Origin of the sequence: Rhodanobacter sp. MP1X3, assembly GCF_014207165.1 — a bacterium.
Taxonomy (GTDB): domain Bacteria; phylum Pseudomonadota; class Gammaproteobacteria; order Xanthomonadales; family Rhodanobacteraceae; genus Rhodanobacter.
In genome coordinates this window covers 356401-379357 of record NZ_JACHCO010000005.1, presented here as the reverse complement: position 1 = coordinate 379357, position 22957 = coordinate 356401, and the positions used below count along the sequence as shown (strand labels likewise).

25 protein-coding genes and 1 tRNA gene are annotated in these 22957 nt (G+C 60.2%); 7 read left to right on the top strand and 19 right to left on the bottom strand.

Features of this window, described 5'->3' with window-relative positions:
• Window positions 1–19: 19 nt before the first annotated feature.
• The 8 genes from ampE to HDE79_RS15445 all read right to left on the bottom strand — a co-directional run bounded on the left by ampE (window position 20) and on the right by HDE79_RS15445 (window position 5444).
• On the bottom strand, window positions 20–889 hold the full coding sequence (gene ampE / locus HDE79_RS15480) for a regulatory signaling modulator protein AmpE (RefSeq protein WP_184603007.1): 870 nt from the start codon (window positions 887–889) through the stop codon (window positions 20–22).
• A gap of 154 nt (window positions 890–1043) precedes the next feature.
• On the bottom strand, window positions 1044–2018 hold the full coding sequence (gene nudC / locus HDE79_RS15475; protein ID WP_184603005.1) for an NAD(+) diphosphatase: 975 nt from the start codon (window positions 2016–2018) through the stop codon (window positions 1044–1046).
• Between the two features lie 13 nt (window positions 2019–2031).
• The gene (gene erpA / locus HDE79_RS15470) at window positions 2032–2400 is read right to left on the bottom strand and encodes an iron-sulfur cluster insertion protein ErpA (protein WP_179480793.1); all 369 of its coding nucleotides are present in this window, start codon (window positions 2398–2400) and stop codon (window positions 2032–2034) included.
• A gap of 311 nt (window positions 2401–2711) precedes the next feature.
• Complete coding sequence (locus HDE79_RS15465) at window positions 2712–3131, bottom strand: polymer-forming cytoskeletal protein (RefSeq protein WP_184603003.1); 420 nt, start codon at window positions 3129–3131, stop codon at window positions 2712–2714.
• Window positions 3118–3870: a DUF6776 family protein gene (locus tag HDE79_RS15460; protein ID WP_184603001.1), complete on the bottom strand. Its 753-nt coding sequence runs from the start codon at window positions 3868–3870 to the stop codon at window positions 3118–3120. Before HDE79_RS15460 ends, HDE79_RS15465 begins: the two co-directional genes overlap by 14 nt.
• 117 nt (window positions 3871–3987) lie before the next feature.
• Complete coding sequence (gene bfr, locus HDE79_RS15455; RefSeq protein WP_184603000.1) at window positions 3988–4458, bottom strand: bacterioferritin; 471 nt, start codon at window positions 4456–4458, stop codon at window positions 3988–3990.
• Window positions 4459–4625: 167 nt separating this feature from the next.
• A complete protein-coding gene (locus tag HDE79_RS15450; RefSeq protein ID WP_184603085.1) occupies window positions 4626–4826 on the bottom strand; it encodes a (2Fe-2S)-binding protein in 201 nt (66 codons plus the stop codon).
• Between the two features lie 57 nt (window positions 4827–4883).
• The gene (locus HDE79_RS15445) at window positions 4884–5444 is read right to left on the bottom strand and encodes an RNA pyrophosphohydrolase (RefSeq protein ID WP_184602998.1); all 561 of its coding nucleotides are present in this window, start codon (window positions 5442–5444) and stop codon (window positions 4884–4886) included.
• Window positions 5445–5623: 179 nt separating this feature from the next.
• Between HDE79_RS15445 and HDE79_RS15440 the strand changes: the two genes are divergently transcribed.
• Window positions 5624–5700 (top strand) — tRNA-Met (locus HDE79_RS15440).
• Between the two features lie 221 nt (window positions 5701–5921).
• Window positions 5922–7154, top strand: a complete 1233-nt coding sequence (locus HDE79_RS15435) for an integrase arm-type DNA-binding domain-containing protein (protein ID WP_343205984.1) — start codon at window positions 5922–5924, stop codon at window positions 7152–7154.
• A gap of 74 nt (window positions 7155–7228) precedes the next feature.
• On the opposite strand, the gene HDE79_RS15430 is transcribed toward HDE79_RS15435, so the two are convergent.
• Entirely contained in the window at window positions 7229–7432 is a 204-nt protein-coding gene (locus HDE79_RS15430) for a hypothetical protein (RefSeq protein WP_184602995.1), read from the bottom strand.
• Between the two features lie 248 nt (window positions 7433–7680).
• Here HDE79_RS15430 and HDE79_RS15425 point away from each other — a divergent pair, with 248 nt between their 5' ends.
• Both HDE79_RS15425 and HDE79_RS15420 read left to right on the top strand, forming a co-directional pair.
• Window positions 7681–7953 (top strand): hypothetical protein, encoded by a 273-nt coding sequence (locus tag HDE79_RS15425; RefSeq protein ID WP_184602993.1) that lies wholly within the window; start codon window positions 7681–7683, stop codon window positions 7951–7953.
• A gap of 109 nt (window positions 7954–8062) precedes the next feature.
• Window positions 8063–8272 carry a hypothetical protein gene (locus HDE79_RS15420; protein ID WP_184602992.1) on the top strand — a complete coding sequence of 70 codons (210 nt, stop codon included), beginning with the start codon at window positions 8063–8065 and terminating at the stop codon, window positions 8270–8272.
• Between the two features lie 34 nt (window positions 8273–8306).
• Here the strand turns inward: HDE79_RS15420 and HDE79_RS15415 are convergent, their stop codons facing one another.
• From HDE79_RS15415 to HDE79_RS15385, 7 genes are all read right to left on the bottom strand, one after another.
• Window positions 8307–10997 (bottom strand): toprim domain-containing protein, encoded by a 2691-nt coding sequence (locus HDE79_RS15415; protein ID WP_184602990.1) that lies wholly within the window; start codon window positions 10995–10997, stop codon window positions 8307–8309.
• Window positions 10994–11257 carry an AlpA family phage regulatory protein gene (locus HDE79_RS15410; protein WP_221440181.1) on the bottom strand — a complete coding sequence of 88 codons (264 nt, stop codon included), beginning with the start codon at window positions 11255–11257 and terminating at the stop codon, window positions 10994–10996. Before HDE79_RS15410 ends, HDE79_RS15415 begins: the two co-directional genes overlap by 4 nt.
• Window positions 11254–11436, bottom strand: a complete 183-nt coding sequence (locus HDE79_RS15405) for a hypothetical protein (protein ID WP_184602988.1) — start codon at window positions 11434–11436, stop codon at window positions 11254–11256. Before HDE79_RS15405 ends, HDE79_RS15410 begins: the two co-directional genes overlap by 4 nt.
• A gap of 65 nt (window positions 11437–11501) precedes the next feature.
• A complete protein-coding gene (locus HDE79_RS15400) occupies window positions 11502–11672 on the bottom strand; it encodes a hypothetical protein (protein WP_184602986.1) in 171 nt (56 codons plus the stop codon).
• A gap of 24 nt (window positions 11673–11696) precedes the next feature.
• The gene (locus HDE79_RS15395; RefSeq protein WP_184602984.1) at window positions 11697–12041 is read right to left on the bottom strand and encodes a hypothetical protein; all 345 of its coding nucleotides are present in this window, start codon (window positions 12039–12041) and stop codon (window positions 11697–11699) included.
• A 32-nt stretch (window positions 12042–12073) separates the two neighbouring features.
• On the bottom strand, window positions 12074–12373 hold the full coding sequence (locus HDE79_RS15390; RefSeq protein ID WP_184602982.1) for an ogr/Delta-like zinc finger family protein: 300 nt from the start codon (window positions 12371–12373) through the stop codon (window positions 12074–12076).
• Window positions 12370–12678, bottom strand: a complete 309-nt coding sequence (locus tag HDE79_RS15385; protein WP_184602980.1) for a hypothetical protein — start codon at window positions 12676–12678, stop codon at window positions 12370–12372. Before HDE79_RS15385 ends, HDE79_RS15390 begins: the two co-directional genes overlap by 4 nt.
• A gap of 42 nt (window positions 12679–12720) precedes the next feature.
• Here HDE79_RS15385 and HDE79_RS15380 point away from each other — a divergent pair, with 42 nt between their 5' ends.
• The 3 genes from HDE79_RS15380 (at window position 12721) to HDE79_RS15370 (ending at window position 18660) form a co-directional block, all read left to right on the top strand.
• Complete coding sequence (locus HDE79_RS15380) at window positions 12721–13125, top strand: helix-turn-helix domain-containing protein (protein ID WP_184602978.1); 405 nt, start codon at window positions 12721–12723, stop codon at window positions 13123–13125.
• Between the two features lie 646 nt (window positions 13126–13771).
• On the top strand, window positions 13772–17980 hold the full coding sequence (locus tag HDE79_RS15375) for a putative toxin (protein ID WP_184602976.1): 4209 nt from the start codon (window positions 13772–13774) through the stop codon (window positions 17978–17980).
• Window positions 17980–18660, top strand: coding sequence for a hypothetical protein (locus HDE79_RS15370; RefSeq protein WP_184602974.1), 681 nt, complete (start codon window positions 17980–17982; stop codon window positions 18658–18660). The genes HDE79_RS15375 and HDE79_RS15370 overlap by 1 nt, the downstream gene beginning before the upstream one ends.
• A gap of 65 nt (window positions 18661–18725) precedes the next feature.
• Here the strand turns inward: HDE79_RS15370 and HDE79_RS15365 are convergent, their stop codons facing one another.
• Genes HDE79_RS15365 through HDE79_RS15355 form a run of 3 tightly spaced genes read right to left on the bottom strand, consistent with a single transcriptional unit; the run spans window position 18726 to window position 22954 of the window.
• The gene (locus tag HDE79_RS15365; protein WP_184602973.1) at window positions 18726–19748 is read right to left on the bottom strand and encodes a phage late control D family protein; all 1023 of its coding nucleotides are present in this window, start codon (window positions 19746–19748) and stop codon (window positions 18726–18728) included.
• The gene (locus HDE79_RS15360) at window positions 19745–20206 is read right to left on the bottom strand and encodes a phage tail protein (RefSeq protein ID WP_184602971.1); all 462 of its coding nucleotides are present in this window, start codon (window positions 20204–20206) and stop codon (window positions 19745–19747) included. The genes HDE79_RS15365 and HDE79_RS15360 overlap by 4 nt, the downstream gene beginning before the upstream one ends.
• 3 nt (window positions 20207–20209) lie before the next feature.
• Window positions 20210–22954 (bottom strand): hypothetical protein, encoded by a 2745-nt coding sequence (locus HDE79_RS15355; RefSeq protein ID WP_184602969.1) that lies wholly within the window; start codon window positions 22952–22954, stop codon window positions 20210–20212.
• Window positions 22955–22957: the final 3 nt, after the last annotated feature.

Here is a 22957-nt window from a genome sequence, read left to right as displayed (position 1 = left end):
CGCCGCTAGCCGAGTGAGGTCAGCTGAGCCAACCGCCAATCACGATCAATGCGACTGCGCTAAGCCACGCCAGTAACGCGCGCAGTAGCGCGCCGCGCAGGCGCAGCAATTCGGTGAGGGGTTCGCTGCGTTCCTCGAAGTAACCGTCACCGGCTTCAATATCGCTGATGATGTCGGCCTGAGCCGCTGCGCCGAGAAAACCTGGCGCTGCGCTGTACCAGCTCGTGGCAGCTGCCTGACTGTGCCAGCGCCGCCACGCACCGATCACCGCTTCCCAGTGGCCCACCACGGCCAGGGTGAATGTCAGCAGCTGCGCAGGCAGCCAGTCCAGCGCGTTGGCGAAATAACGGGCCGCGTTGCGGCTGCTCGCATCGAGTGCCAGCGATTCGTCGCGAGCCAGCGTTTGCGCCAATCGATAGAGCAGGGCGCCGAACGGGCCGAACAGAAAAAACCACAGCAGCACGGCAAACCGGCGGCGCAGCGCAGCGTACGCTACAGCCTCGCCCAGTGCGGGCGCGGTCCATGCCACGCTGCCGCCATCGTCGATGAGTTGCTGCGCTGCGGCCTCGCGACTGGCGGCATCGGGCGCGTTCAGAATCGCCTCCAGATCGCTTTCGAATTCGCGAGGGCCGAAGCAGTACAGCAGCACGATCAGCGAAAACAGCAGCCCCAGCAATTCGCCGAGCGGCGGATGATCAAACAGCCACGACAGCAGCAGGCACACGGCCAGCGGCGGTAGCAGGGCCAGTACCACGTGCCCGCTGCCGCTGGTGTCGGCCAACTGCGCTAGCCAGCGTCGGAACAGGCCATCACGACGCCAGCGCGCCAGTTGCGGCATGACGTGCAGCAGGCCGAGGGCAATAAGAGCTGTGAGCAGGCGGATAGCCATAAATGCGGACTCGAGGAGAGTGTGCGCATTGTATGCGAGTGTTCGATTCCACCGCAGATGGACGGTGATGCGCGTGCCGGACGCTATCGTTTGATGATGTGTGAGCGATAGGGCTCAAGTTCAGCGCAGGTTGACAACGGTGATCCGATCGACGTCAACGTGGGTGGCTATCAGCAACCAGCGCGTCCAGATCCAGTCCTGCACGCAGCTGCAGCCAGCCGGCAAGCAACTGGTACGAGACCGACAGCGCCATTGACGGAAGGAAGCTGCCGTCGGCAAGGCCGTCGATGATCTGCTGAGGCGTGAACCAGCGCGCTTCTTCAAGTTCACGGTCGCACAAGGTTATCTCGGGCGATGAGGCGGTGGCGATGAATCCCACCATCAGCGACGCGGGCATCGGCCACGGTTGAGAAGAGTGATAGCGCACTTCGTCGACGATCACGCCGGCCTCCTCGGCTACCTCGCGTCGCACGGCATCTTCCAGCGACTCGCCGGGCTCCACGAAACCGGCCAGCGTGGAATAGCGCCCCGGCGGCCAGCCGGCTTGGCGGCCCAGCAGGCAGGCGCCCTCGTATTCCACCAGCATGATGACGGCAGCATCGGTACGCGGAAAATGCAGATGGGCGCCGTCTGGATTAGTGCAACGGGCACGATGACCGGCGGCGATCAGTTCGAGCGAGGCGCCGCAGCGGTGGCAGTAGCGCATTTCGCGTTGCCAGTGCGACAGGCCCTTGGCATAGGCGAATAGACCGGCTTCATCGGCGGCTAGTTGCAAGCCGGCGGAGCGAAGACTCATGCGTCGAGCGTCGAGCGCTTGTTCCAGCGCGCCGTTGGGGGCGGATTCGTCCAGCACCAGCATGAAATGCGGAGTCGCATCGATCAGGCCGAGAAAGCTGGCCGGCGCTTTGCGGATCAGCTGCTCGCGTTCGCGGATATCCAGCCAGCGCAAGGCTTCGCGATCGCGATGCATGAACGCTTCACCGGCGGCATCCAGCAGCAGATAGCGCGCATTGGGCGCGCTTGCCTGTTCGTTGATCCACGTCGTTTCGTCACGCCGCTCAGCTGCCCGGTTGAGGATCAGGCTGAGTCCGGCAAACGTGTTTTGACGCGGAAGCATGGCCCGATCCATCAAAACATTCCGCTCAAGTCGAAAACGAAGAGCCGCACCCGCAGGTGGTCTTGGCGTTCGGGTTGCTGATCACGAACTGCGAGCCGCTGAGGTTCTCGGCGTAATCGATCTGCGCGCCGGTAAGATATTGCAGCGACAGCGGGTCGCACAGCAGCGTCACGCCTTCGCGCTCGAGCGCAAAATCGTCTTCAGCCTGCGCCTCATCAAAGGTAAAGCCGTACTGGAAACCTGAGCAACCGCCACCGGTGATGTAGACGCGCAGCTTCAGCGCCGGATTGCCTTCTTCGGCAATCAGCTCGTGCACCTTGTGCGCGGCGGCCGCGGTGAACAACAGCGGTTCGCCGCTGCTGCGATAGTCGGGAATGGTAAGCAGGGTTTCCATGGTCTAAGAGTCTGTCTTCATAATCCAAATACGTCGCGTTGTCCTGCAGCGGCTGGCAGGTGGTAGACCGTGGCGCAGCCCATGCTGGTTGCATGAGTAAGCCACGGGCTGCCGCATGACGGCCGCTGCAGGACAACCCGCAGGGCCGGAGTCTGTTTGCCCACTGGGCAGCGTCATCACTCGGTCATGTATCGACATACATTCCCTCTTTCTTCCTTGCCCCGCGGGCAAACAGACTCCGGCGCGGCGCATTTGGATTATGAAGACAGACTCTATATGGGGCCGTGTCGGTCGGGTGCAAGCATACCGCCTTAGGCCATCACACCCTCATCCAGCGAATCTGGCGATGGCAGCTCGCGCGGTGCGTCGTCGGCTTGACGGGCAATACGCCCGTTCACCTGGGCACCGGCGGCCATTTCCATCGTGTGATAGCGCAGGTCGCCGTCGATACGCGCGTGAGCGGCCAGTTCCAGTCGAACGCTGACATGTACATCACCGGTCACATGGCCGTTGATGACGGCCTGCGGCACGCGGATTTCGCCCTGTACGTGGCCGTGCTCGCTGAGGGTGAAGATCGCATCGTCTCCCTCGCCCAGCACGGCGCCTTCAATACGTCCGTCTAAGTGCAGCGCGCCACTGAAGCGCAGATCGCCGCGTATCACCGTTCCATGTGCGATCAGACTGGTGTCCTGACTGACCGGGCTGCGTTCGTTGCGTTTACGGTTGAGCATCGTGATCCCCCTGAGCTGTGATGATATTGCCACTGAGTGCGTCTTCCCAGGCAACCGTGCGCGTTATCGGAGCGTCGCCAGCGGACTGGATACCGATATGCAGTCGCATCGGACGAAAATTGGCAGGCAGTACGATGGTGCCGTGCAACTGCTGGAAATACATCAGGCGAAACGGCAGGCCGTCTTTCTGTGTGGCGTCACCCAGCGCGGCCCAGTCCAGTTGCACCACCTTGTCGCCACGCAGACCTTCCACGCTGACGGTCACGTTGCCGGTGATTTCATCGCTACGCTTGGCATTCTGGGTGAGGCTAAGCATGAGGTTCCAGCCGTGCGAGCCGGAGATCGGCTCCAGCTTCACTTCCTGCAACTTCAATCCCTGACGCTGGGTATCGCCACCGACCAGGCGAGCGTAGAAGCCCAGATTGGCGCGCAAGCCACTTATTTCTTCCTCGCGCTGGGTCAGCGTGACGCGCAATGACCTGGTGGCTACCTCGTTGACCTGCGCATCGCGCTGGACATTGGCAACCTGCTGCTTCAAGTCTTCGATTTGCGCGCTCATCGCGCGCTGTTGCCGGTGATCAATCGCCGCCGGGTTCGCATGCCGGCTCAGCAAGCCGACCACCAGTCCGGTCAGCAGCAGGGTACCCAGCCAGATCAGGCCAAGCCACAGCTGACGCCGCCTGAGACCGGCGTCGTCGTGCTTCCGCACCACAAAACGCGGCGGTGGTCGTGAAGCCATGCAGGTGGTTCCGGGGAAAACTCAAGGTATAGCCCCGGTGTGATGAAAGCGTCAAGGAACGAATGCACGCTTTGGCGTTTCAGGCGCGCAAGGTAAATCCCTGCGCGCGATGCGGGCTCAGCTCTTGGCTTTGTTCTGCAGATAGCGTTCCGCGCCAATGTCCTTGATCAGACTGAACTGGGTCTCCAGCCAGTCGATATGTTCTTCTTCGTCGTGCAGGATTTCCTTGAACATATCGCGGCTCACATAATCGGCAACACCTTCGCTGTAGCCGATCGCATCGCGCAGATCTTTCACCGCATCGATCTCCAGATCGAGATCACCCTGAATACATTCCAGCACGTTCTCGCCGATCCGCAGCTTGCCCAGATGTTGCAGATTAGGCAGCCCATCGAGGAAAAGAATGCGTTCGATCATGTGATCGGCGTGCTTCATTTCCTCGATCGATTCCTTGTACTCGTGTTCGGCCAGCTCCGTGTAGCCCCAGTCCTTGAACATGCGGTAATGCAGAAAATACTGGTTGATCGCGGTCAACTCGTTGTAGAGCACCTTGTTGAGGTACTCGATAACCTTGGCATCACCTTTCATGGGCGTCTCCGACTGGCCGTTCAAACATGCCGACACTATACAAACGCCGATCGCCCGGTGGTTGAATGGGAATGGCTATGGTTTGCTTGTGCGTTGGACGCAGGAAAGTGAGCTTTCAGGGATGCGACTGAGTTCGATCCAGAGCCGGGATAACCAAAAAGCGCTGATCAGGCCGCGACGGCAGGCCACTGAACGAGCGTCTGATGTTCGACAGCTTTGGCAAGCGTAGCGCGAGCCATTTGCTCGCAGCATCCGCAACAGTCAGAGCAACCCGTACGCGCCTGCAATTCGCTGAAAGACTGCACGCCATCGGCCGCCTCGCGGCGGATGTCATGGTCGGTAACGGCGTTGCACAGGCAGATATACATGCGTCTATGAGAACGCGAATGCGAACGATTGTCAACAATAAGCCGCTGCGGCATGCCCTAGGCGGCTTCGCACCCTTTGCGCGGGCCGCCAGACGATGGGTCGTCATTGTTTCGTGGCGGCAGCGTACCGAGTTGCAGGCTGCACAGGCCTTCAACCAATGGCGCAAATTGCCGCAATGCGCGCTCGTAGACTTCCCGCTTGAAATTGACCACATGCGCGGCGGGGTACCAAAAGTCGACCCATCGCCAGAGATCGAACTCCGGCTTGTCGCAGGCATCCAGTTTGAGCGCTTCCTCACCACCCACCAGCTTCAGCAGAAACCAGACCTGTTTCTGGCCAATGCAGGTAGGGCGCTGATGGTGTCGTACATAGCGATTGGGCAACCGATAACGAAGCCAGCCATGGGTGGCCGCCACCACCTCGACATGCTGCGGCGCCAACCCGGTTTCTTCTTCCAGCTCGCGGTACATCGCTTCCAGCGGTGTCTCGTCCGTCCGCATGCCGCCCTGCGGGAACTGCCAGCCGTCGCGGTTGATTCGGCGCGCCCAAAACAGCTGACCATCCGCATTCAGCAGAACGATGCCTACGTTGGGGCGATAGCCATCAGTGTCGATCATCGGGCCTCCTGGTACCATGCCGTGCAATGCGCGCAGGCATAACCTCTCCGGTTCTATGACTGATTCAACCACAGCGCATCAAGATGCAGCAAGCGCCGCACTTGTACCGACCGGCAGACGCCATTACACTTCCGCGCCCTGCCGTGGTCATGCTGATCCGGTATACTGGGAAATCCCATGGCTATGTAGCTCAGCCGGTTAGAGCACAGCACTCATAATGCTGGGGTCGGTGGTTCGAGTCCACCTATAGCCACCAAGAAATCTTCTCCCAACTTCTCTTAACGCCTCGCTGAAGTCTCGCGAGGCGCTTTGCTATGCGGTTTCCGAGGCCTGATCGTCTCAGTTTGTCTCACTAAATCTCACTACAGCGCGCGGCATTTAGTGGTATTTTTTGGGTTACATCCGGAGTAGATGGCCGATTCTTACCGGGTGTACCCCCAGCACGGGTGTGCGGTGGTGGTACTAAGGAGAGAGGACGTGGCAGAACTCACGGTGGTGGCCGCGCGTAACGCGCAGCCACGTGAAAAAGCGTATCGGATCGCGGCCGGCAAAGGCCTGTATTTGCAGGTGATGCCCAACGGCGCCAAATACTGGCGCCAGAAATACCGATTCCGGGACAAGTCGCTAATGCTCGCGCATGGCGTCTTTCCCGAGGTCAGCCTGGCGCAGGCGCGCGATGCACGCGATGACGCGCGGCGGTTGCTGGCCAGTGGCATCGATCCCAGCATGCAACGAAAGGCCAGCAAGGTTGCGCAACAGGCCGACGTGACCAACAGCCTTGAGGCGATCGCTCGCGAGTGGCACGAACTGCACAAGCATGAGTGGTCGGACACCTACGCCGAGCGAATCATCACGGCAATGGAGCGCGATATCTTCCCGTGGCTCGGCAATCGGGCCATCGGCTCGATCGAGCCGCGGGATCTGCTGGGGCGCCTGCAAGAAATCCAGCGCCGTGGCGCCAAGGAAACGGCTCACAGGCTGCGCCGATGGCTTAGCCCGGTGTTCCGCTACGCGATCATCAAGGGCGTTGCTGCGCGCGATCCCGCAGCAGACCTCAAAGGTGCCCTGCAGGGCATAGTTAAGAATAATTTCCCCACCATCACCGAGCCTGCAAGGATCGGCGAACTGCTGCGGGCGATCGAGGGTTACGCCGGTACCTACGTCACGCGCGCGGCCCTCAAGCTGTCCCCTATGCTTTTCATGCGCCCGGGCGAGCTGCGGTTTGCTGAGTGGTCAGAATTCAATCTGGACAAGGCTGAGTGGTCGATTCCGTCATTGCGCATGAAGCGGCGCAAGGAACAAAAGGCCAACGGCGAACCGCACGTTATCCCTCTGAGTAGTCAGGCGGTAGAGATCCTGCAGAACCTGAAGCCGCTTTCGGGTGCGGGTAGGTATCTCTTCCCCGGCGAGCGCGACGCCAAGCGGGTTATTTCGGAAAACACGGTCAATGCCGCGCTTCATCGCATGGGTTTTAAGGATGAGATAGTGGCGCACGGGTTCCGTCACATGGCCAGCACCGCGCTCAATGAGGCTGGCTGGGACGAAGATGCCATCGAGCGCCAGCTGGCGCACAAGGATAAGAACAAGATCCGCGGCACCTACAATAAAGCGAAGTACCTGGCCGAGCGGAGAAGGATGATGCAAGCGTGGGCCGACTACCTCGATCAGTTGCGGGATGGAAAGGTTAAAGCACTTTTTGAGGCTGCGTAGGTGACGCCCTCGCTAAGAGTGACAAAGGGCGTCCAGAACTGTAAGAAATTACGACTATTGGCGTGAGGAAATGTTTAGAGGATGAGGGCCATCAGCTTGTCGGCTCGTGTCTTTAGGTCACATGCCAACAAGTCCAGTAACTGGTAGACCGAGTCGGCGTTAAGCGTGTTGTTTCGGATGCCTTCGGTGATCCCAGTGGCGGCGACATCGAGCGCATTCAAGCGCAGACGCAAGCCTTCGATGTTTCGGATTAGCTCGATGGTGTGATGATCCAGCATGTTGTCTTTCCCTATAGAAATCGAATGCTCCGGCCGGACAAGTTCCGGACACGGCGCGTTCGCTCTTGCTCTATCCATGCCAGCGCAGCTAAAGGGCACCAAGCATTTGCACGGCGAAGCCGCCACCTAACGCTCAAAGGCCCTCACCCGTAACGGTCTCAGCTCCGCGATTGAAGACGGTCTAATACGAAGACAGTGATTACACTGCACTTTGAAATCTACTTAGCGTTAGACATGAAGGAGACAACATGTTCACTGAAAGACCACAAGATCAAGGCATCATTTTTGTTGGGCATCATGTGCCCGGCAAAGCAATTAAGCAGTCTATTTCAGCTGGAGATTCCGTTACTCTCCGGATCGGCGAGGAGCGCGTTCTTGTTCGCAATGTTGCGCCTACGGGTCGAGATCGTTTCAAAGGAACTATTTATGGCTTCGAGCCAAGTGTCAGCCTTGAGCACGGCAGCCTAAAACTTGAGCAAGAGGTCCAGTTCCAAGAGCAGCATGTTTTCGGGTGTAGCTAGACGCGTCTAACCACTCATCCAAGTGGACGGCTTCGCCATCGCTCAATTCCAGCGTTAGGTCTGCAATGCACCATGGCCTCGTCGAACAAATTAACCAAAGGACTGTCCCATGGCGACTACCGTTTACTTTGAAGAGACCATCACCGATCAGGGCGGCAAAATATCTATGGACGTAGAACTTGGCCGTTCTTCGTTCTACTCCGAAGACAGCATCTATCTGAAAGTTGGGGATGAACTAGTGATCATGGATCGGGCTACAGCAAAGCGGTTCGTAGAAGCTGTCGTTTTGGTTGGGCATTACCACGGCTTCGTGGGCTAGCCTGCTGCCCAGGGTTGCTACCGTGGCACCTCCGTTACGGCCTGCTCGATGCAGACCGTTCTCGTTGGAAAACCCAGCACTTCACCGTGACGCCGTGGCTGTCGACGATTCGGAGTTGGCTGTTGACTGCCCTGTAAGCGACGAACTTCCGCGCGCGGCTTTCGGGAAGAAGGCGTTTAAGGTCGATATGCGACGGCACCCTTAAGCCGTGTTGCGTGGCTCGACTCTGAAATTCGGGCAGGCTCACCGCGATCAGTGATTCATCGCGGCTGTGGTTGAGCTTTTCGCCCTGATCCGTGTCGTTGAGATGGTCGAACATCTCCCAGAATTCGCTCACGATCGGGTGGTCGGCGTTGATGGCCCGCTGACGCGTGACGGCCATGGCGATAACGGCGTCGTGTGCGAGCCGCTTCTGTTCCTTGCTGATCGGTGTGACAAACTCCAGCGCATCCACCAGCGCCATGATCTGCGCGTGGTTTTTACAGATGCGCACGCTTTTCAGGTCGGGGTGTGCCTTGAGCATGGCCTCGTAGCCAGGCGCGTATTCGCGCATGGCATCCATGATCTTTTTCTCGCGACGGATCGCTGCGAGGATGAATCCGCTGACGCTCTCGGTTGACCATGTTTCAAGCGCCTTGCCGGCGATGCCGCCCTCGATGCTGTGGTTGCTCTTGTCGAGGTTGATGTGGACGATGCGCTGCAAGACTGCGTCACTGGCATCGACCACGGCGTTCTGGCTGATGACCACGCTGCCGCGGAACGGTGGTTCGTAGGTTTCATTGCCGGCGCTCTTGTGACCACGTGCGCGGCCAATACGGCCGTTGTAGAGCGTCTTTAATTCATCCCAGTCGAACTGCTTGACGTTCATCCGCTCGTTGCCGCAGCTGCGGTCGGCCTCAATCATTACCATCGGCAGGTTGCCCACCTGACCAAACGTGCGTGTGCGGCCGGCAAGTGTGCTTTTGGTGGGGTCGGTACCCTCATGCTCTGGACGGCCCAGCAGCTTCCACATGAATTCGATCAACGTGGATTTACCGGAGCCGGCCTCGCCGATCAGCTCGAGGAACGGAAAGCTCTTGTCAGTGGCGCGGATTTGTTCGGCAAACAAACTGCCCAGCCAGAACGAAAGCGCAACCACGCCCTTCACGCCGAAGGCTGTCCACAGATTGCCGAACCACGCGTCGGTGTAGTCCTCCCGGGCGGTATTGATGTGCAGCTTCATCGACTGCAGAAGGCTTTTGATGTTGGTGCGGCCGATCTCGAAATAGTCCTCGTTGTTCAACTCGTAGAGGTTGCCGTCTTTCACTGCGACATCGCCCAGTACATAGGCGCCGTGCTCCTTGCTGTAGCCGATAAAGTCGATGGTCTCGACGGTCTTGATGCCGCTAACCGGTGTCTGGTCGCGCAGCAGCTGCATCAGCTGCTCGGATTTGCCGGTGAAAAAGCAGCCGGCGGCAACGCCGGCCAGCCGCTTGCCAAACTCGGCACCGGCCATGATCTGGCCACCGGTAAACGTGTTTTTTATGGCCGGCTGATCGCCTGGTCGATTGATTCGAAAGTAGTACCAGCTCTCGTCCGTTATGTCGTTGCGCTGGAAATACAACACGCGCGGGTAGCCGGTGCAGATCTGGTAGACGGCGTTGCATTCGGCCAGCGCCTGTTCTTTCAACTCGTCCTCGGTGAGGCCGGTGTCTTTGTCCTCCAGCTCGGCTTTGGTCTTGGCGTATTTCTTGAAGTCGAGCTCGAACCAGTAGAGCCGGTCGCCAAATTCAAATGGGAATTGTGAGCGTCCCGCTTGGTTGTACATGAGCATGGCTTTGGCGCTCGGCGTGCGAGCGATTAGCAGCGCGCCCTCGTACAAATAGGCCTTGATGTCTTTGACGCTGAGGCGATCACGCTGGTGCAGGTCGTTCCAGTCGATCTTGCTACGGCCGTCCTGCTTGATCTGAGCGGCCTTACACTCCCAGCCCAGCTCGCGGGCCTGTTTGACCCACTTGCGGATGTACCGCTGGCCAGCACCGTCGCCGTCGGTACCGTCGGTGTCGAGCGCCCAGACCAACGTCGGCCGATCGCCGCTGCGCAGCTTGGCCAGCTCGGCGAGTGCCTTCTCCGGCCAGTTGTTGCAGCTGAGCAGCGCGACAGCTGCGATGCCGTGCAGCCACAATGCGATTGCGTCGAAAATGCCCTCGACCAGCCAAAGCTCTTCCACCTTGGCCAGATCGAGACCGGGCGGTGTCCACCAATGGCCGGCATGCTTGCTGCCGTAGTTGAAACGCGCTTTTTTCTTGCCGAAACGTTGTGGCCTGTCGATCAGACGTTCCCAGTAACCACCACCGGGCAGCGCAAAGCGCACGGTTGCCGTGCCGGCATCCAGCTCGCGGTCGACGTAACTCTCTTGCGAATAGCAGCCTCTGAGCTTGCCGATGTCGAAACCGCGCATATGTGTCAGGTACGCATCTGCCGAGGCGTTCGGGTTGGTTTCGGTGACCCGGTATCGATCGGACCAGTTTTCGAATAGATCCGGATACAGCTCTTTGACGTGGCCTTCCCAGTTGCATTTGCTTTCGCGCCCGCAGCGAACAACCCATGGATGCTCGGCGTTGGTGTACAGCTCCTTTTTCGAGCATTGCGGGCAGCGGCCTTCACGCAGCCAGGTGCCTTTCTCTTTTAGCTCGTAGTCCTGCAGCAGCAGGCGGGTGATGTCGGAATGCAAAGATGGATTCATATACGACCGCCTTGGCCACGCGAGGCGATCCACATGTTGAAGTCGCTCTCGCGCCAGCCAATAGACCGACCACCCAAAGGCACCGAGTCTGGGAAGTCGTCATTAGGGTCAGCCATGCGTCGATAGATGGTGGCGCGCGCCAGGCCGCTGCGTTCCATCATCTCGGGCAAACGCATCACGCGATCGTTGGGGTTGATAACGGCCGGCGCTTTTGCTGGCATCGATCGATACGCCGCCATGCTGACGATATGGGCGTTCATGCCTGCACCGCCTCGGATTCAGCGTTCGCCTTAGACACTGCGATGTAGTGGTGTGCGGCCCGAATCATCGCTTCGCCAAGTTCGATGGCTTCACTGGTCGACAGCGACATGGTCATCGGTCCGAACGTCATCGACACCGGCCAGGTCATGTCCATCACACCGCTGGTGTTGACGTTCACAGCGGTGCCAATGACTCGAACGTCTACGCTCGAACGAAGCGCCGGTACTGCTCTATACAGATTCATCACCACAGCCCCTGCGTTGCGCCGCTGGCGACCGCGATGGAAGCCAACAGCATCAGTGCGAATACCCATTTGCCGCTGGGCGAATCCTCGATGCATTCCACTGGGGTACGTGTCGCCGTGCGCGCACTCTGTTTTTTTGCGGTCGGATCGACCGAAACGTTGACCAACAATGTGCCTCTCCCGTTGGATGTTTGTCAGTGCTTGGTCGAGGCGGAGGCCGCCGTCATTTCAGCCTGCTCGGCGCCATAGCGGGCGAGGTCGGCGGCAGTAAAACAGACGGTTTTCCTGCTGACCGGGTCAACGACGAACACGGCGTAACTGGTCGAGCGGGTCATATCGACGTGCGCCGAGGTGGCGCGCGCCTGCACCTCGCCGAGTGCTTGCAGCGATATGGTGGTGGCGGTGTCGCGGCTGATACCGGACTCCATCAGATGATCAGTGCAGCGACCGACCAGCCGATGGCGGTCGGGGTGCAGATGCTCGCCTTGATGGGCGAGCAGGTAGCTGATTGCGGCGGTGTGCAGTGTGGAATGGGCCATGGTTTCTCTCTCCGTAGGCAGTGGGTGCCGGCTTAGCCGGCGGCAGCGGCGGGAGCCGCGGGTTCGGCGCTTGTCGTTGGGACAGCGACGGTGAGCGGGATGTCGATCTCGGGGTTTGGCTGTTCGCTGGGGCACAAGGTGCGCAGCGTTTCCAGCCCGGCGAGCCAGACGTGACCGCAGGCGTCGTTGGTGCACTCGAAGCGCACCTCTCGGTAGATGGGCGTGAGCTGCTTACTACTGCGAGCACGGGCGAAGCTGTTGCAGTGCGGGCAACGCACGCGGAAACGGCTCTCGCGATGCTTTGGCGCAAGATGTTGCGCTGCATGAGTCATGCGTTATTCACTCCCGTGGTCGTATTCATTCCGCAAGCCGCGTGATGAACAGCCACGGCCCGCTCATAACTTTTGATGCCGCGCAGGTACATCTGGCGGGCGAACGAGGCGCTGGAGCTGCCAGTCTGTTCTGCCAGGGATTCGTGTTTAGCAAGCTCGGGGGCGAGCAGCCGCAGCGCGATCTGTTTCCGTACGACGCCGCGAGGCGCGTATACGACGGGAGGTTTTTGCGCCATGGAGATGGGGTACAGTTCTGCGAATGGGTTACACAATCCGCAGATTACACGCAATTTGCGTGATTGCAATACGATATTTGCTGAATTTACGCAAAATGCAGGAGAGAGATGATGGCCGAACTGAACGCAGGGCCGGTCATCGACCGTATGCAAGAAGTGGTAGGTGTGCGCACGGATATCGCGCTAGGAGCCCATTTCGGGTACGGAACCAGCGCCGTCAGCGGCTGGCGTTCGCGCGACAAGGTGCCTTATGAGGAATGCATAATTCTTGCAAAACGCAAGGGCATCAGCCTGGACTGGCTACTGCTCGGTGTCGGCAGCATGGATGGCGCGCCCACGACCTATCCGATGCATGAAGGAAGCGCTGCCGATGATCGCGTGCAGCGAATGCTCGGGTTTTTCACGCATTGGGATACGACCCGCAGCGCCGACGAAAAGGTATGGCTGGAAATGCAGCTGGCACGGTCCATACCCGAATACGCAGAATGGGTTTCAGCGCGAGGCAAGAGCGGCTAAATAGACGTCTAAGTCAACGCTAGGCTTCTCGGTCGTTCTTGTTTTTCGATCTTATCCCTGATAAGAAGGCGTTCAACAGGGGCGCTCGCGAAATTCGTGAGCCATGTTAATCGCCGCAATGGCGATCAGGGAGAGATGTATGTCAGGGATTGGCAAGCGTATCGAACGCCGCATCGAAATCGGCCGCATGGTCTTTCTGCTCGGGCTGCTACTGCTGGCCGGATGGGCGCTGCCGAGCGCAGCAAAAGCGCAGACCTATTACGGCCCCACGTACTATACGAGTGAAAATTATGTTGGTAACACCACGACGAAAGTTTTTTATCAAAGTCTAGGATCTGCTGAATCGGCACTGTCAAACGCTCTCTTGACTAACTATTGCACGACCAGCGTATGTGGGCCCGAAAACGTCACTTATTTCAGCAGTTCGCAGACTACTTCCAATGACGGGCTGACGGTCGCCAAAATCACAATCGCCATGTGTAATGCAGATCGCACTGACTGCACCGATTATGGCTTTGCTTCCGGTTCGGTTTACGCGACTACTTACAGCATTGATCCGCTGAAAAGTGCGGGTGGTTGCACGATATGTAACGGTCACAATGGGGACGCGGGAAGCGGTTCCAGCCCAGCCGGCAGCAGCGGTGATATGGCGCGCGATCTCCATAAAATATTCGGCACGCCGATGCATGGCGATCCGATCAATGCGTCTTCAGGCAACAAGTTTCAGCAAGACACGGATTACCGTGACTCGGCATGGCTGACCTTTCGGCGTTTCTATAACAGCAGAGCCCAGGTGGCATCAGCCACCCTGGGCGTGCGCTGGCGTCACTCGTTCGATCGTTCGTTGGATATCTTGCGATCGAGCCCCGGTTCTAGCGGCATCAGTGTGATCGTTCTCGCCCGACCGGACGGCACGCGAGAACAGTTCCAGCAAAGCAGCGGCGCATGGGTGGCCGAAGCCGATAACCCCGATACCCTGACCGAACAGGACGACGCCAGCGGTAACCCCACGGGATATACCGTCTTCGTGGCGGCTCCCCATCAGTCCGAGCAGTATTCGCCCACGGGTCTGCTGCAATCCATCACGGATCAGGCTGGCACCGTAACGACCCTTGCCTACAGCACGGCAACCACCCCGGCCTCGGTCGCACCACAACCCAATCTCCTGCTGACCGTCACCGATCCGAACGGTCGCACACTTCAGTTCATCTACAACAGCAGTGCACTTCTCAGCACGGTGACCGTACCCGATGGCGGCGTGCTGACTTACGGCTATGACAGCACTACCGGCAATCTGACCTCGGTGCAGTATCCCGACGGCAAGACGCTTCAGTACGTGTACAACGAATCCTCCCTGACCTCCGGCACCAATCTGCCCAATGCGCTGACCGGGGTGATCGACGAAGCCGGCATACGCTTCGAAAACACCGGCTATAACAGCGCGAATCATGCAATTTCTTCCAGCTTCGCCACCGGTGCCGATCTCACGACCTTCAGCTACGACACCGCCTCCAGTTACAGCGATTCGGCCACAGTGACCACGCCGCTCGGCCTCACGACCACGGTCGGTTTTCAGAACATCCTTGGCGCGCCCAAGGCTGGCAGCAGTTCGTTGCCGTGCGGTACGCAGTGCAATCAGCCGTGGTCGGCGCAAACCTATGACGCCAATGGTTATCCGTTGTCCTATACGGACTTCAAAAACGTCGTCACCAAGACGACCTACGACGCCAACGGCCTGCTGGATCAACAGGTCGATGCCTCCGGTACAACGAACCAGCGCACCACCACCACGACTTGGAACATTCCGCTGCGCGTGCCGCTGACCCGGACCGTCCTCGATAACAACGGCAACACCGTGGCGCAGATGGCATGGGTCTATAACGCGGCCGGCGAGCCCACGGCGCAATGCCAGATGGACCCCACCATCGCTGCCGCCGCCTCGTATACCTGCGCCATCACCGGCACACCGCCCAGCGGCGTGCGCCGCTCGACGAGTGCCTATTGCACCGCCGTCGATACGGTGCAATGCCCAATCATCGGTCTCTTGCTGACGACGACCGGCCCGCGCACAGATCTGACGGACGTCACGACCTACGCCTACTACCTGACCGATAGCGCCACGTCGAAACATGGCGACTTGCAGTCGGTCACCGATGCGCTGGGACACGTCACCACTTACGCTAGCTACGATGGCGCCGGTCGCGTCACCCGCGTGATCGCCCCCAATGGCGTGATCACCGATCTGACCTATACAGCACGTGGCTGGCTATACACATGCACTGTGCGTGCGCTGGCCAGCGGCGCAGCCTCCTCGGGTGATGCCACTACCACCATCACCTACACACCGTACGGGGCGATCGCCACGATCACCGACCCGGATGGCGTCGTCACCACCTACGGCTACGACACCGCGCATCGCCTGACCACGATCACCGATGCGTTGGGTAATTACATTCAATACACGCTGGACGCGTCAGGCAACCATACCAAGGAACAGACCTTCACCGCTGCGGGTGTCGCCACGCGCACACTGGGCCGTACGTTCAACACGCTTGGCCAGCTCACGAAGGTCACGGACGGTCTGAGCCAGACCGTGTTCAACGCCAGCACCAGCGGCAACTACGATGCCAACGGCAATCTTGTGCAGTCCGTCGATGCTCTGGGCTATCAACGCAAGCAGGGTTACGACGCGCTGAATCGATTGGTCAGCACGATCGATAATTACAACGGCACCGATACCGCGACCAAGAACACGACCAGCAGTTTCACTCTCGATGCGCTGGATCGACTGATCGGCATCACCGATCCCAGTGGTCTCACCACCACCTACACCTACGATGGCTTAAGCAACGGAAAGACGCTGCAAAGCCCGGACACCGGCACCAGTACTGATACCTTCGACGCCGCTGGCAACCGCCTCACACACACCGACGCCAAAGGCGTGGTCAGCACTTCGACCTATGATGTGCTCAACCGTTTGAGCAGCACCGACTATACCGACACCACCCTCAACGTCAGCTATCACTACGACGAGGCCGATACGGTCACGGGTTGCGCTGCGTCGAGCCCGGTGGGGCATCTCACTCGCGTGGTCGAGAATGCCGTCACCACCACCTACTGCTACGACATCCGCGGCAATGTCATTCAGAAGCTTCAGTTGTTGGGTACGACGCTGGATACCACCAGCTATAGCTACACCCTGGCGGATCGTCTGCTGACATCGGTTAATCCCGACAGCACCACGACCACGTATGCCCGCGATGCTGATGGCCGCGTGACCAGCCTTACGGTATCCCCGCCGATGGGCGCGACCGTGACCGCCGTGAGCGCCATCACCTACCGCCCCTTCGGGCCGATCAATAGCTACACGCTGGGCAACGGTCAGGTCATTGCACGCACCTATAATGCGAACGATGCGTTGACCGATCTCACCAGTCTGGCACTGAACCTCCATTTCGCGCGCGATGCGATGGGTGACATCACCGCCGAAGGTGCAGCGGCGGGCGCCAATCCGGCCACGGAAACCTACAGCTACGATCCGTTGTACCGGCTCACCAATATCGCTGATGGCACCACCGCGGTTGAAGGCTTTACCTATAACCCGACCGGAGACCGTCTGACCAAGACGGGGAGTGGCCTTGGCGTAGGTAGCTACGCCTACACCAGCGGCACACACCAGTTAAGCAGCATCGGCACCGCCGCCCGCACCGCGGATGCCAATGGCAACAGCACCGCCAGCACGAGTGCGGGCCAGACCTGGGGCTATGGCTACAACGGCCGTAACCGACTGACGGTGGTGCAAGCCAGCGGTGTGACCGTGGGCACGTATACCTACAATGCGATGGGCCAGCGTATCCAGAAGATCGCCACGTCGCCCGTGGCGATCACTCAACGCTATGCCTACGACGAGCAGAGCCATCCGATCGGCGAATACACCAGCGCCAACAACCGCGACACGATCTGGTTGGGCGATATCCCGGTGGCTACCGTTGATACCGCAGGCTCAACCAGTACGGTCAACTATGTCACCGCCGATCACCTCGGCACGCCGCGTGCGGTGAGCAATGGCAGTGGTGCCACGATCTGGTCATGGTCCTATGTGGGGAATGCGTTCGAGGAGCTGTCACCCGTGTCAACGAATGGGTACGTGCTCAATCTGCGATCCGCGGGCGAGTACTACGACGCCGAGTCGGAGTTGAATAGCAACGGCTACCGGACTCGCGAGCAGGCCAGTTGGCGCTTCTTGCAGAGTGATCCGGAAGGTCTGGGCGCCGGTATGAGCACGTATGCCGCGGTGGGTAACAACCCATTGGGCTATATCGATTCACTCGGATTGGATCAGCACAGCTCACCCTGGCTGCTGGCGTTTGTGCCTGGACAGGGGGCATGGGATGCGGCAGTAACATCCTGGCAGCACGGTAGCTATGGCATGTCAGCGCTTTACACCGCCGATATGCTTGGGGAGCAAGTGCTCTACGTTGAAACGTTTGGACGGTCGCAACCAGTTCGAGCGGGAGTGATATGCCCGTCAAGCGTGGCAAAAAGTGCAGGACAGCTTGGGCGCGAGGGCGAGGCGGCTGTTAACGAAGCCTATGACATTGGCGATAAGGCCAAAATCTCTATCAATGGCCGGACGCGAATTCCTGACGGTTTAAATCCATTTGCAAGAACCCTCAGCGAGGTAAAGAATGTAAACAGTCTCAGCTTTACGAGTCAATTGCGCGACTTCTCGGACTATGCCCAAAGCCAAGGTTTCCGGTTCGATCTCTATACTCGGTCGAGTACTCAGTTGTCAGGCCCGCTGCAGAATGCAGTGGACAGCGGCACTATCAACCATCTGTACATCCCAGAATGATGAATCCAAAACAATCAGTGTCGGCGCACGAGCCATTGAGCAATGAACAGCTTGAACGGCTTACCGCAAATGATTTTGTGCGGCTCAAGCTAACCGAAGACGAAAAGACTCGGCTGCGTGAAATCAACAAAGTACGAGAACAGGAACGCATAGCAAGTGTCGCCCGAATTCGTATAGAGGCTGCTGGCTTGTTGTCGGAGTTGCAAGCTGCCGGATTAAAAATTCAATCTGTTGGTGATTTGATTGGCATGTCCGAAAGGTATGAGGCAGTCATTCCTATTTTGTTGAAGCACCTACAGATGCCATATTCGGATGCGGTCAGGGAAACCATCGCTCGCTCATTGGCTGTTCCCGAACCAGAAGTGCGAAATGCGTGGCCGATACTGGTTGAGGAATATCGTAAGGCACCGACGGGCTGGGGTATCAAAGGGCCTGGCGACGCTAAGGAGTTCCGGTTGGGTGCTAAGGATGGTCTAGCTTGTGCGCTATCGGTTGCGGTCACTGACGAGACGCTGGCAGACTTGATCGCCATCGCAAAAGACCGCACGCAAGGCGAAAGCCGCGTCTTATTGCTGTCAGCCCTGCGCAAATCAAAGAATCCGCTGGCGAAACAAGCGATAGAAGAGCTGGCGAGCGACCCCGATCTTAAAAAGGAAATCGCATCCTGGCGGAGTCGATAACGTTATTGGATGGCTGTTTGGTCTAAGGGGATGTATGCCCTCGGTCTACCGGCCGTTCTTTCGGATCATACGTCGCTGTCCGGCGGGTTCTTGGCGTCGCGATGCTCAAGCTCCAGCTGGGTGATAAAACCAGCATCGCCGAGCAACTGCTCGGCCTTGACGATGATCCAGTCCACCGCATCGATCTCCGGTTTGAAGCCGCGCACGGTGACGTGCATTTCGGGATAGAGATCCGCGCGACCACGGGCGAGCGTGTAGTTGAACGTTACCGTGCCGCGTAGTAGCCGCGTGTACTCGCTGCGCGCGGCGCGCATTGCATTACTCCTGGTGGCGTAGATCGTGCGCAGCGTCTTGACGCCCTTGCCGTCGTCGACACCCACCAGCACGTCCCGCGTCTTGCTACTGCGCGTGTCGTCGTACAGCGCACGGATGCCGCTGTACGCGTTGCGGTCGGCGACGTGGTAACGGTGCTGGTCGCCCTGCGCGCGGGTCAGTGTGACCTTGGGCAGCGGCTGGCCGGTGGCCGTGGTGCCCTGACCGATCGGGCAGAAGATCAACGCGCTGGACTTGATCGTGGCGACCGCGTCATAGCGCTTGCCGAGCCGCGTCAGGAAGTTGATGTCACTCTCGTTGGTCTGGTCGATATGGTCGATCGCCATCGCCACCAGATCCGGGTGACAACGCGCGGTGAGCTTGTTGCGGCCGGCGAGCTGATTGACGATCGCGCCGACGGTGGTGTCGCTATAGCTCTGCTCGCGTTGCTGGCGCAGATCGCTGCGCAAGTTGGCGCTACGCCCACGCATCACGATCACGTCAGGGGCGCCGGCATGCTCCAGCTCATCGATGACAAAGCTGCCCTTGTCGGTGAGGCCGCTGTCGTCCCAGCCAAGCCATACGCGCAAGGTGGCGGTGGTGGGTGGCAGCGCCAGCTGGCCATCATGGTCGCTGAGTGTGATGTCGAGCTGGTCGGCAGTGTCCTGCCGGCAACTGGTGACGGCGAGCCCGACGAGGCGCGGCATCAAGGTCGCCGTGAGGTCGCGGCCATCGAGCGTGACCTTCCAGCGCGGCTGCGGGTTGCTGCTCGTCATGCGAGATGGCTCGCACCGCTGCCACTGCCGTCGATGGTCGCCATGGTGGCGCCGTTGCCCGGTGGTGCGCTGGACACCAGCATATCGTCGCTGCGTTTGAGGCCGATGCTGAAGTCGGTGCGGCGCGCGATGCCGTCCTGCGTGAACGCACTGCCACCCTCGGACAGTGTTTCGATCACCCATGCGCCGAACACACGGCCGGCGCCGTCGATCATCGCGTAGGCGTCACCGGCATCGGCCATGCCGCGCAGGGTATCCAGACTGTCCAGCTTGCCGGCGACTTCCGGCGCCAGCACGCCGGACAGCGTGATGGCGTCATCGCCTGGGCCGACGAACTGCCGCGCCGGCCGCGCACCGACACGACTGTTGGCCGCATGTCGCCACGCGGTGGAGCGCTGCAGCTCGCTGTACGCGAGATCCGACAACTGGAACACGAACTGGCCAAGGCACATCAGCATGGGTTACTCCGTATCACTCAGGCGGCTGCGGCTGGCGGCGGCTTTGGCACGTTCACGCCGATCCAATTCCGCCGAGGCGGCTCGGGCCGCGGCATCCTCATGTCCCGGCATCGCCTGCACCGTGACGCTGTACTGGTTGTGGTTCGTGATCGAGCCACCGCCGCCGGCACGTAGCGGTGGTCGGTTGTCCAGGGTGAAGCGCGCCGGTGGTTTCACGTCGTCATCCGCACCGGTGTTCCAGTGCAGCCCACTTGCTACCGCCGCATCGCCGTCGATGCCAAGCTTGGCCTTGAGCGCACGCCACTGCGCCATGAAGCTGTCGATCTTGTCGGAGATCCATTGGAACGCGGTGACGAAGGGCGCCTTGATCGCCTCGCTGACAGTCGACCAGGTGCTGCCCAGCCAGTCGATTAACTGACCCCCATGGACGACGATCCAGCCGGCGGCCGTGCCGATCGCGGTACCGACGGCGGTGAAGCCCTTGGCCAGCCACGTGACCCCCGTGATGACGCTCATGAGCACCTCACCCAGCACGCGGCCGAAGTTCACGCCGTTGGCGGTGGCGCCGGCCAGTTGCTCCTTGGTGGCCTCGAAGGGTGTGAACAGCTGAGTGATCCCGCGCCACACCGCGCCCATGGCGATCGCGAGGGCATCCCATGCCGGCTTCAGTGGTGCGAGCGCCTGGCCTAGCTCATTCAAGGCGGGGCCGGCGACGTCGCGGATGCCCTGGCCGAGACCGACGAAAAACGCTTTGATCGGCCCCCAGTATTTCCACACGAGGAACAGCAGCGCGGTCACGGCGGCGACCAGCGCCAGCACGGGCAAACTGATGCCGGTGATGGCCAGCATCGCGGCACGTGCGCCGATGCCAACGCGGCCGAGCAGGCCGACGCCAGCGGCTTCACCGCCGGCACCACGACGCGACAGCGCGGCACGACCGATGGCAAAGCGCAGCAGCGCGAACTGGCCGATCAAGCCGCCCAGCGCGATCATGACGCCACCGGCAGCGACCATTAGGACGCCGAAACCGGCAGCCATCAGAGTGAGGCCTTTGGCGATTGCTGGATGTCGCTGTGCTGCACCGGTGAGGGCTTTCAGCAGGGTGACGAGTTTCTGCAACGCGCCCACGTAGACCGGTAGCAGGGTGGTGCCCAGCGCTTTGTAGAGGTTGGCCTTCTGTGCGAGCAGTTCAGCCTCCTGCCCCTGCGCGGTATCTGCCGCACGCTGGTACGCTGCGTCCGTGCCCTCAAAATCGGCCGACGCCGCGAGTTGTTTCTGGATGTTGCCGCGCTGCATGTACATGCCGGCAAACAGGTCGCCGCCCTTGCGCGCGCTGAACAGGCTGTTGAGCTTGCTGACCACTTCGTTCTCGGTCAGCTTGCCCTTCGGATCGATGCGCGGGATGACCTCCTTCATCAGGTACTCGAAGGGGTTGGTCTCGTACAGCGCCTGGTTCTTCAGTGCGCCGGGTAGCATCTTGGTGATGTGGCCGTTCTTGCCGTACTTCACCGCGCCTTTGTTCAACAGGCCGAGTTGGCTGAGCGCCTCGGCGGTCTGCTGGGTGCTGCGGCCGGCCGCCCAGTTTTGATAAGCCGATGCAAAACCGGTACCGGAGCGCATGCCGCCCATTTCCTGAATCGTGTGCATGGCGCCGAAGAACAGCGACTTCTCGTCCATCTGTTTGGTGGCCACGCCGCCGACCTTCATCGCCTCCAGGTAGTCGCTGGGCTTCACCAGGCCGCCGCTGCCGACATAGGCCTTGGTCATCATGTCGAGCAGATGGCTGAACGCTTCCGGTGTTTTGGTCGCGTTGCGCAGCTCGCCGGTCTGGATCGCCGCGATCAGCTCGCCGATGGTCTCCTGCCCGTGACCGGCGCCTTCGCCCTTGGACGCCATCAACGCTTCGAAGGTGAGCTTGGTCTTGAGCAACGACGGGGCGACCGCGATCGCTTCGTGCATGTCGCGGAAGATGCTGTTGGCGTCCTTGAGGATCTCCAGCTTCTCGGTCTGCGAGCTGCCGATGGTCGCGTCGTTGGTCGCGAAGTGCTGCGCACGTGACACGTCGGCGGCGCTGGTGCCCTGCGCACGCAACTGCTCGGTGATGATCTGGTAGTGCTTGGCTTCGTCGATGGCCGGCGTGATCTGGCCCATGACGCGACGGCCGCCCTCGAGGGTGGCGTAGCCGGCGATGGACAAGTGTGCACCGAGCGCTTCGCGCTTGCGCAGTTGGTCGTGCAACGTGGCCAGCTTCTGCGCCTGCATACCCTGCGCACGCAAGGCCGCGGTCTGTTGTGTGATCGCGGTGGTGGCGCTGGCCGACTTCGCGCGCAGCGCGGCCTCGGCGGTGCCGAGCTGGTGCGTGTTGATGCCAGCCTCGCGCAGCGCATTGCGCAGTGCCTGCAGCTTGGCCTGTTGTTCGGTGTGTTCGGTCTTGAGCTTGGCGCCTTCGCGCGTGAGCTTCCCGAACTCCGCCGAGAGCTTGGCCGACGGGTTGGCGGTGGCCTTCAGCGCCGCCGCTGCCGCACGCGTGCGCGCCTGTAGATCGGCCATGCGTTTGGCCGTCTCGACGCTGCCCTGTTTGAGCTGGCGGAACGCGCCGACCTGTTTCTGCGTCTGGTCGAGCTGACGCAGCGCATCGCGGGTTTTCTTGAGTTGGGCAGCGGCGCCGGTCGCGGAGCCCTGCACCTTTTTGAGCGGCGCGCTGGCCTTGTCCAGCGCCTGCAGCAGCACCTGTAGTTTGAGATCCACGCG

Excerpts from the sequence above, each read along its gene's own strand:
- ampE (WP_184603007.1), bottom strand. The coding sequence starts at position 889 with ATGGCTATCCGCCTGCTCACAGCTCTTATTGCCCTCGGCCTGCTGCAC.
- nudC (WP_184603005.1), bottom strand. The coding sequence starts at position 2,018 with ATGGATCGGGCCATGCTTCCGCGTCAAAACACGTTTGCCGGACTCAGC.
- erpA (WP_179480793.1), bottom strand. The coding sequence starts at position 2,400 with ATGGAAACCCTGCTTACCATTCCCGACTATCGCAGCAGCGGCGAACCG.
- HDE79_RS15465 (WP_184603003.1), bottom strand. The coding sequence starts at position 3,131 with ATGCTCAACCGTAAACGCAACGAACGCAGCCCGGTCAGTCAGGACACC.
- HDE79_RS15460 (WP_184603001.1), bottom strand. The coding sequence starts at position 3,870 with ATGGCTTCACGACCACCGCCGCGTTTTGTGGTGCGGAAGCACGACGAC.
- bfr (WP_184603000.1), bottom strand. The coding sequence starts at position 4,458 with ATGAAAGGTGATGCCAAGGTTATCGAGTACCTCAACAAGGTGCTCTAC.
- HDE79_RS15450 (WP_184603085.1), bottom strand. The coding sequence starts at position 4,826 with ATGTATATCTGCCTGTGCAACGCCGTTACCGACCATGACATCCGCCGC.
- HDE79_RS15445 (WP_184602998.1), bottom strand. The coding sequence starts at position 5,444 with ATGATCGACACTGATGGCTATCGCCCCAACGTAGGCATCGTTCTGCTG.
- HDE79_RS15430 (WP_184602995.1), bottom strand. The coding sequence starts at position 7,432 with ATGCTGGATCATCACACCATCGAGCTAATCCGAAACATCGAAGGCTTG.
- HDE79_RS15425 (WP_184602993.1), top strand. The coding sequence starts at position 7,681 with ATGTTCACTGAAAGACCACAAGATCAAGGCATCATTTTTGTTGGGCAT.
- HDE79_RS15420 (WP_184602992.1), top strand. The coding sequence starts at position 8,063 with ATGGCGACTACCGTTTACTTTGAAGAGACCATCACCGATCAGGGCGGC.
- HDE79_RS15415 (WP_184602990.1), bottom strand. The coding sequence starts at position 10,997 with ATGAATCCATCTTTGCATTCCGACATCACCCGCCTGCTGCTGCAGGAC.
- HDE79_RS15410 (WP_221440181.1), bottom strand. The coding sequence starts at position 11,257 with ATGAACGCCCATATCGTCAGCATGGCGGCGTATCGATCGATGCCAGCA.
- HDE79_RS15395 (WP_184602984.1), bottom strand. The coding sequence starts at position 12,041 with ATGGCCCATTCCACACTGCACACCGCCGCAATCAGCTACCTGCTCGCC.
- HDE79_RS15390 (WP_184602982.1), bottom strand. The coding sequence starts at position 12,373 with ATGACTCATGCAGCGCAACATCTTGCGCCAAAGCATCGCGAGAGCCGT.
- HDE79_RS15380 (WP_184602978.1), top strand. The coding sequence starts at position 12,721 with ATGGCCGAACTGAACGCAGGGCCGGTCATCGACCGTATGCAAGAAGTG.
- HDE79_RS15375 (WP_184602976.1), top strand. The coding sequence starts at position 13,772 with ATGGCGCGCGATCTCCATAAAATATTCGGCACGCCGATGCATGGCGAT.
- HDE79_RS15370 (WP_184602974.1), top strand. The coding sequence starts at position 17,980 with ATGAATCCAAAACAATCAGTGTCGGCGCACGAGCCATTGAGCAATGAA.
- HDE79_RS15365 (WP_184602973.1), bottom strand. The coding sequence starts at position 19,748 with ATGACGAGCAGCAACCCGCAGCCGCGCTGGAAGGTCACGCTCGATGGC.
- HDE79_RS15360 (WP_184602971.1), bottom strand. The coding sequence starts at position 20,206 with ATGCTGATGTGCCTTGGCCAGTTCGTGTTCCAGTTGTCGGATCTCGCG.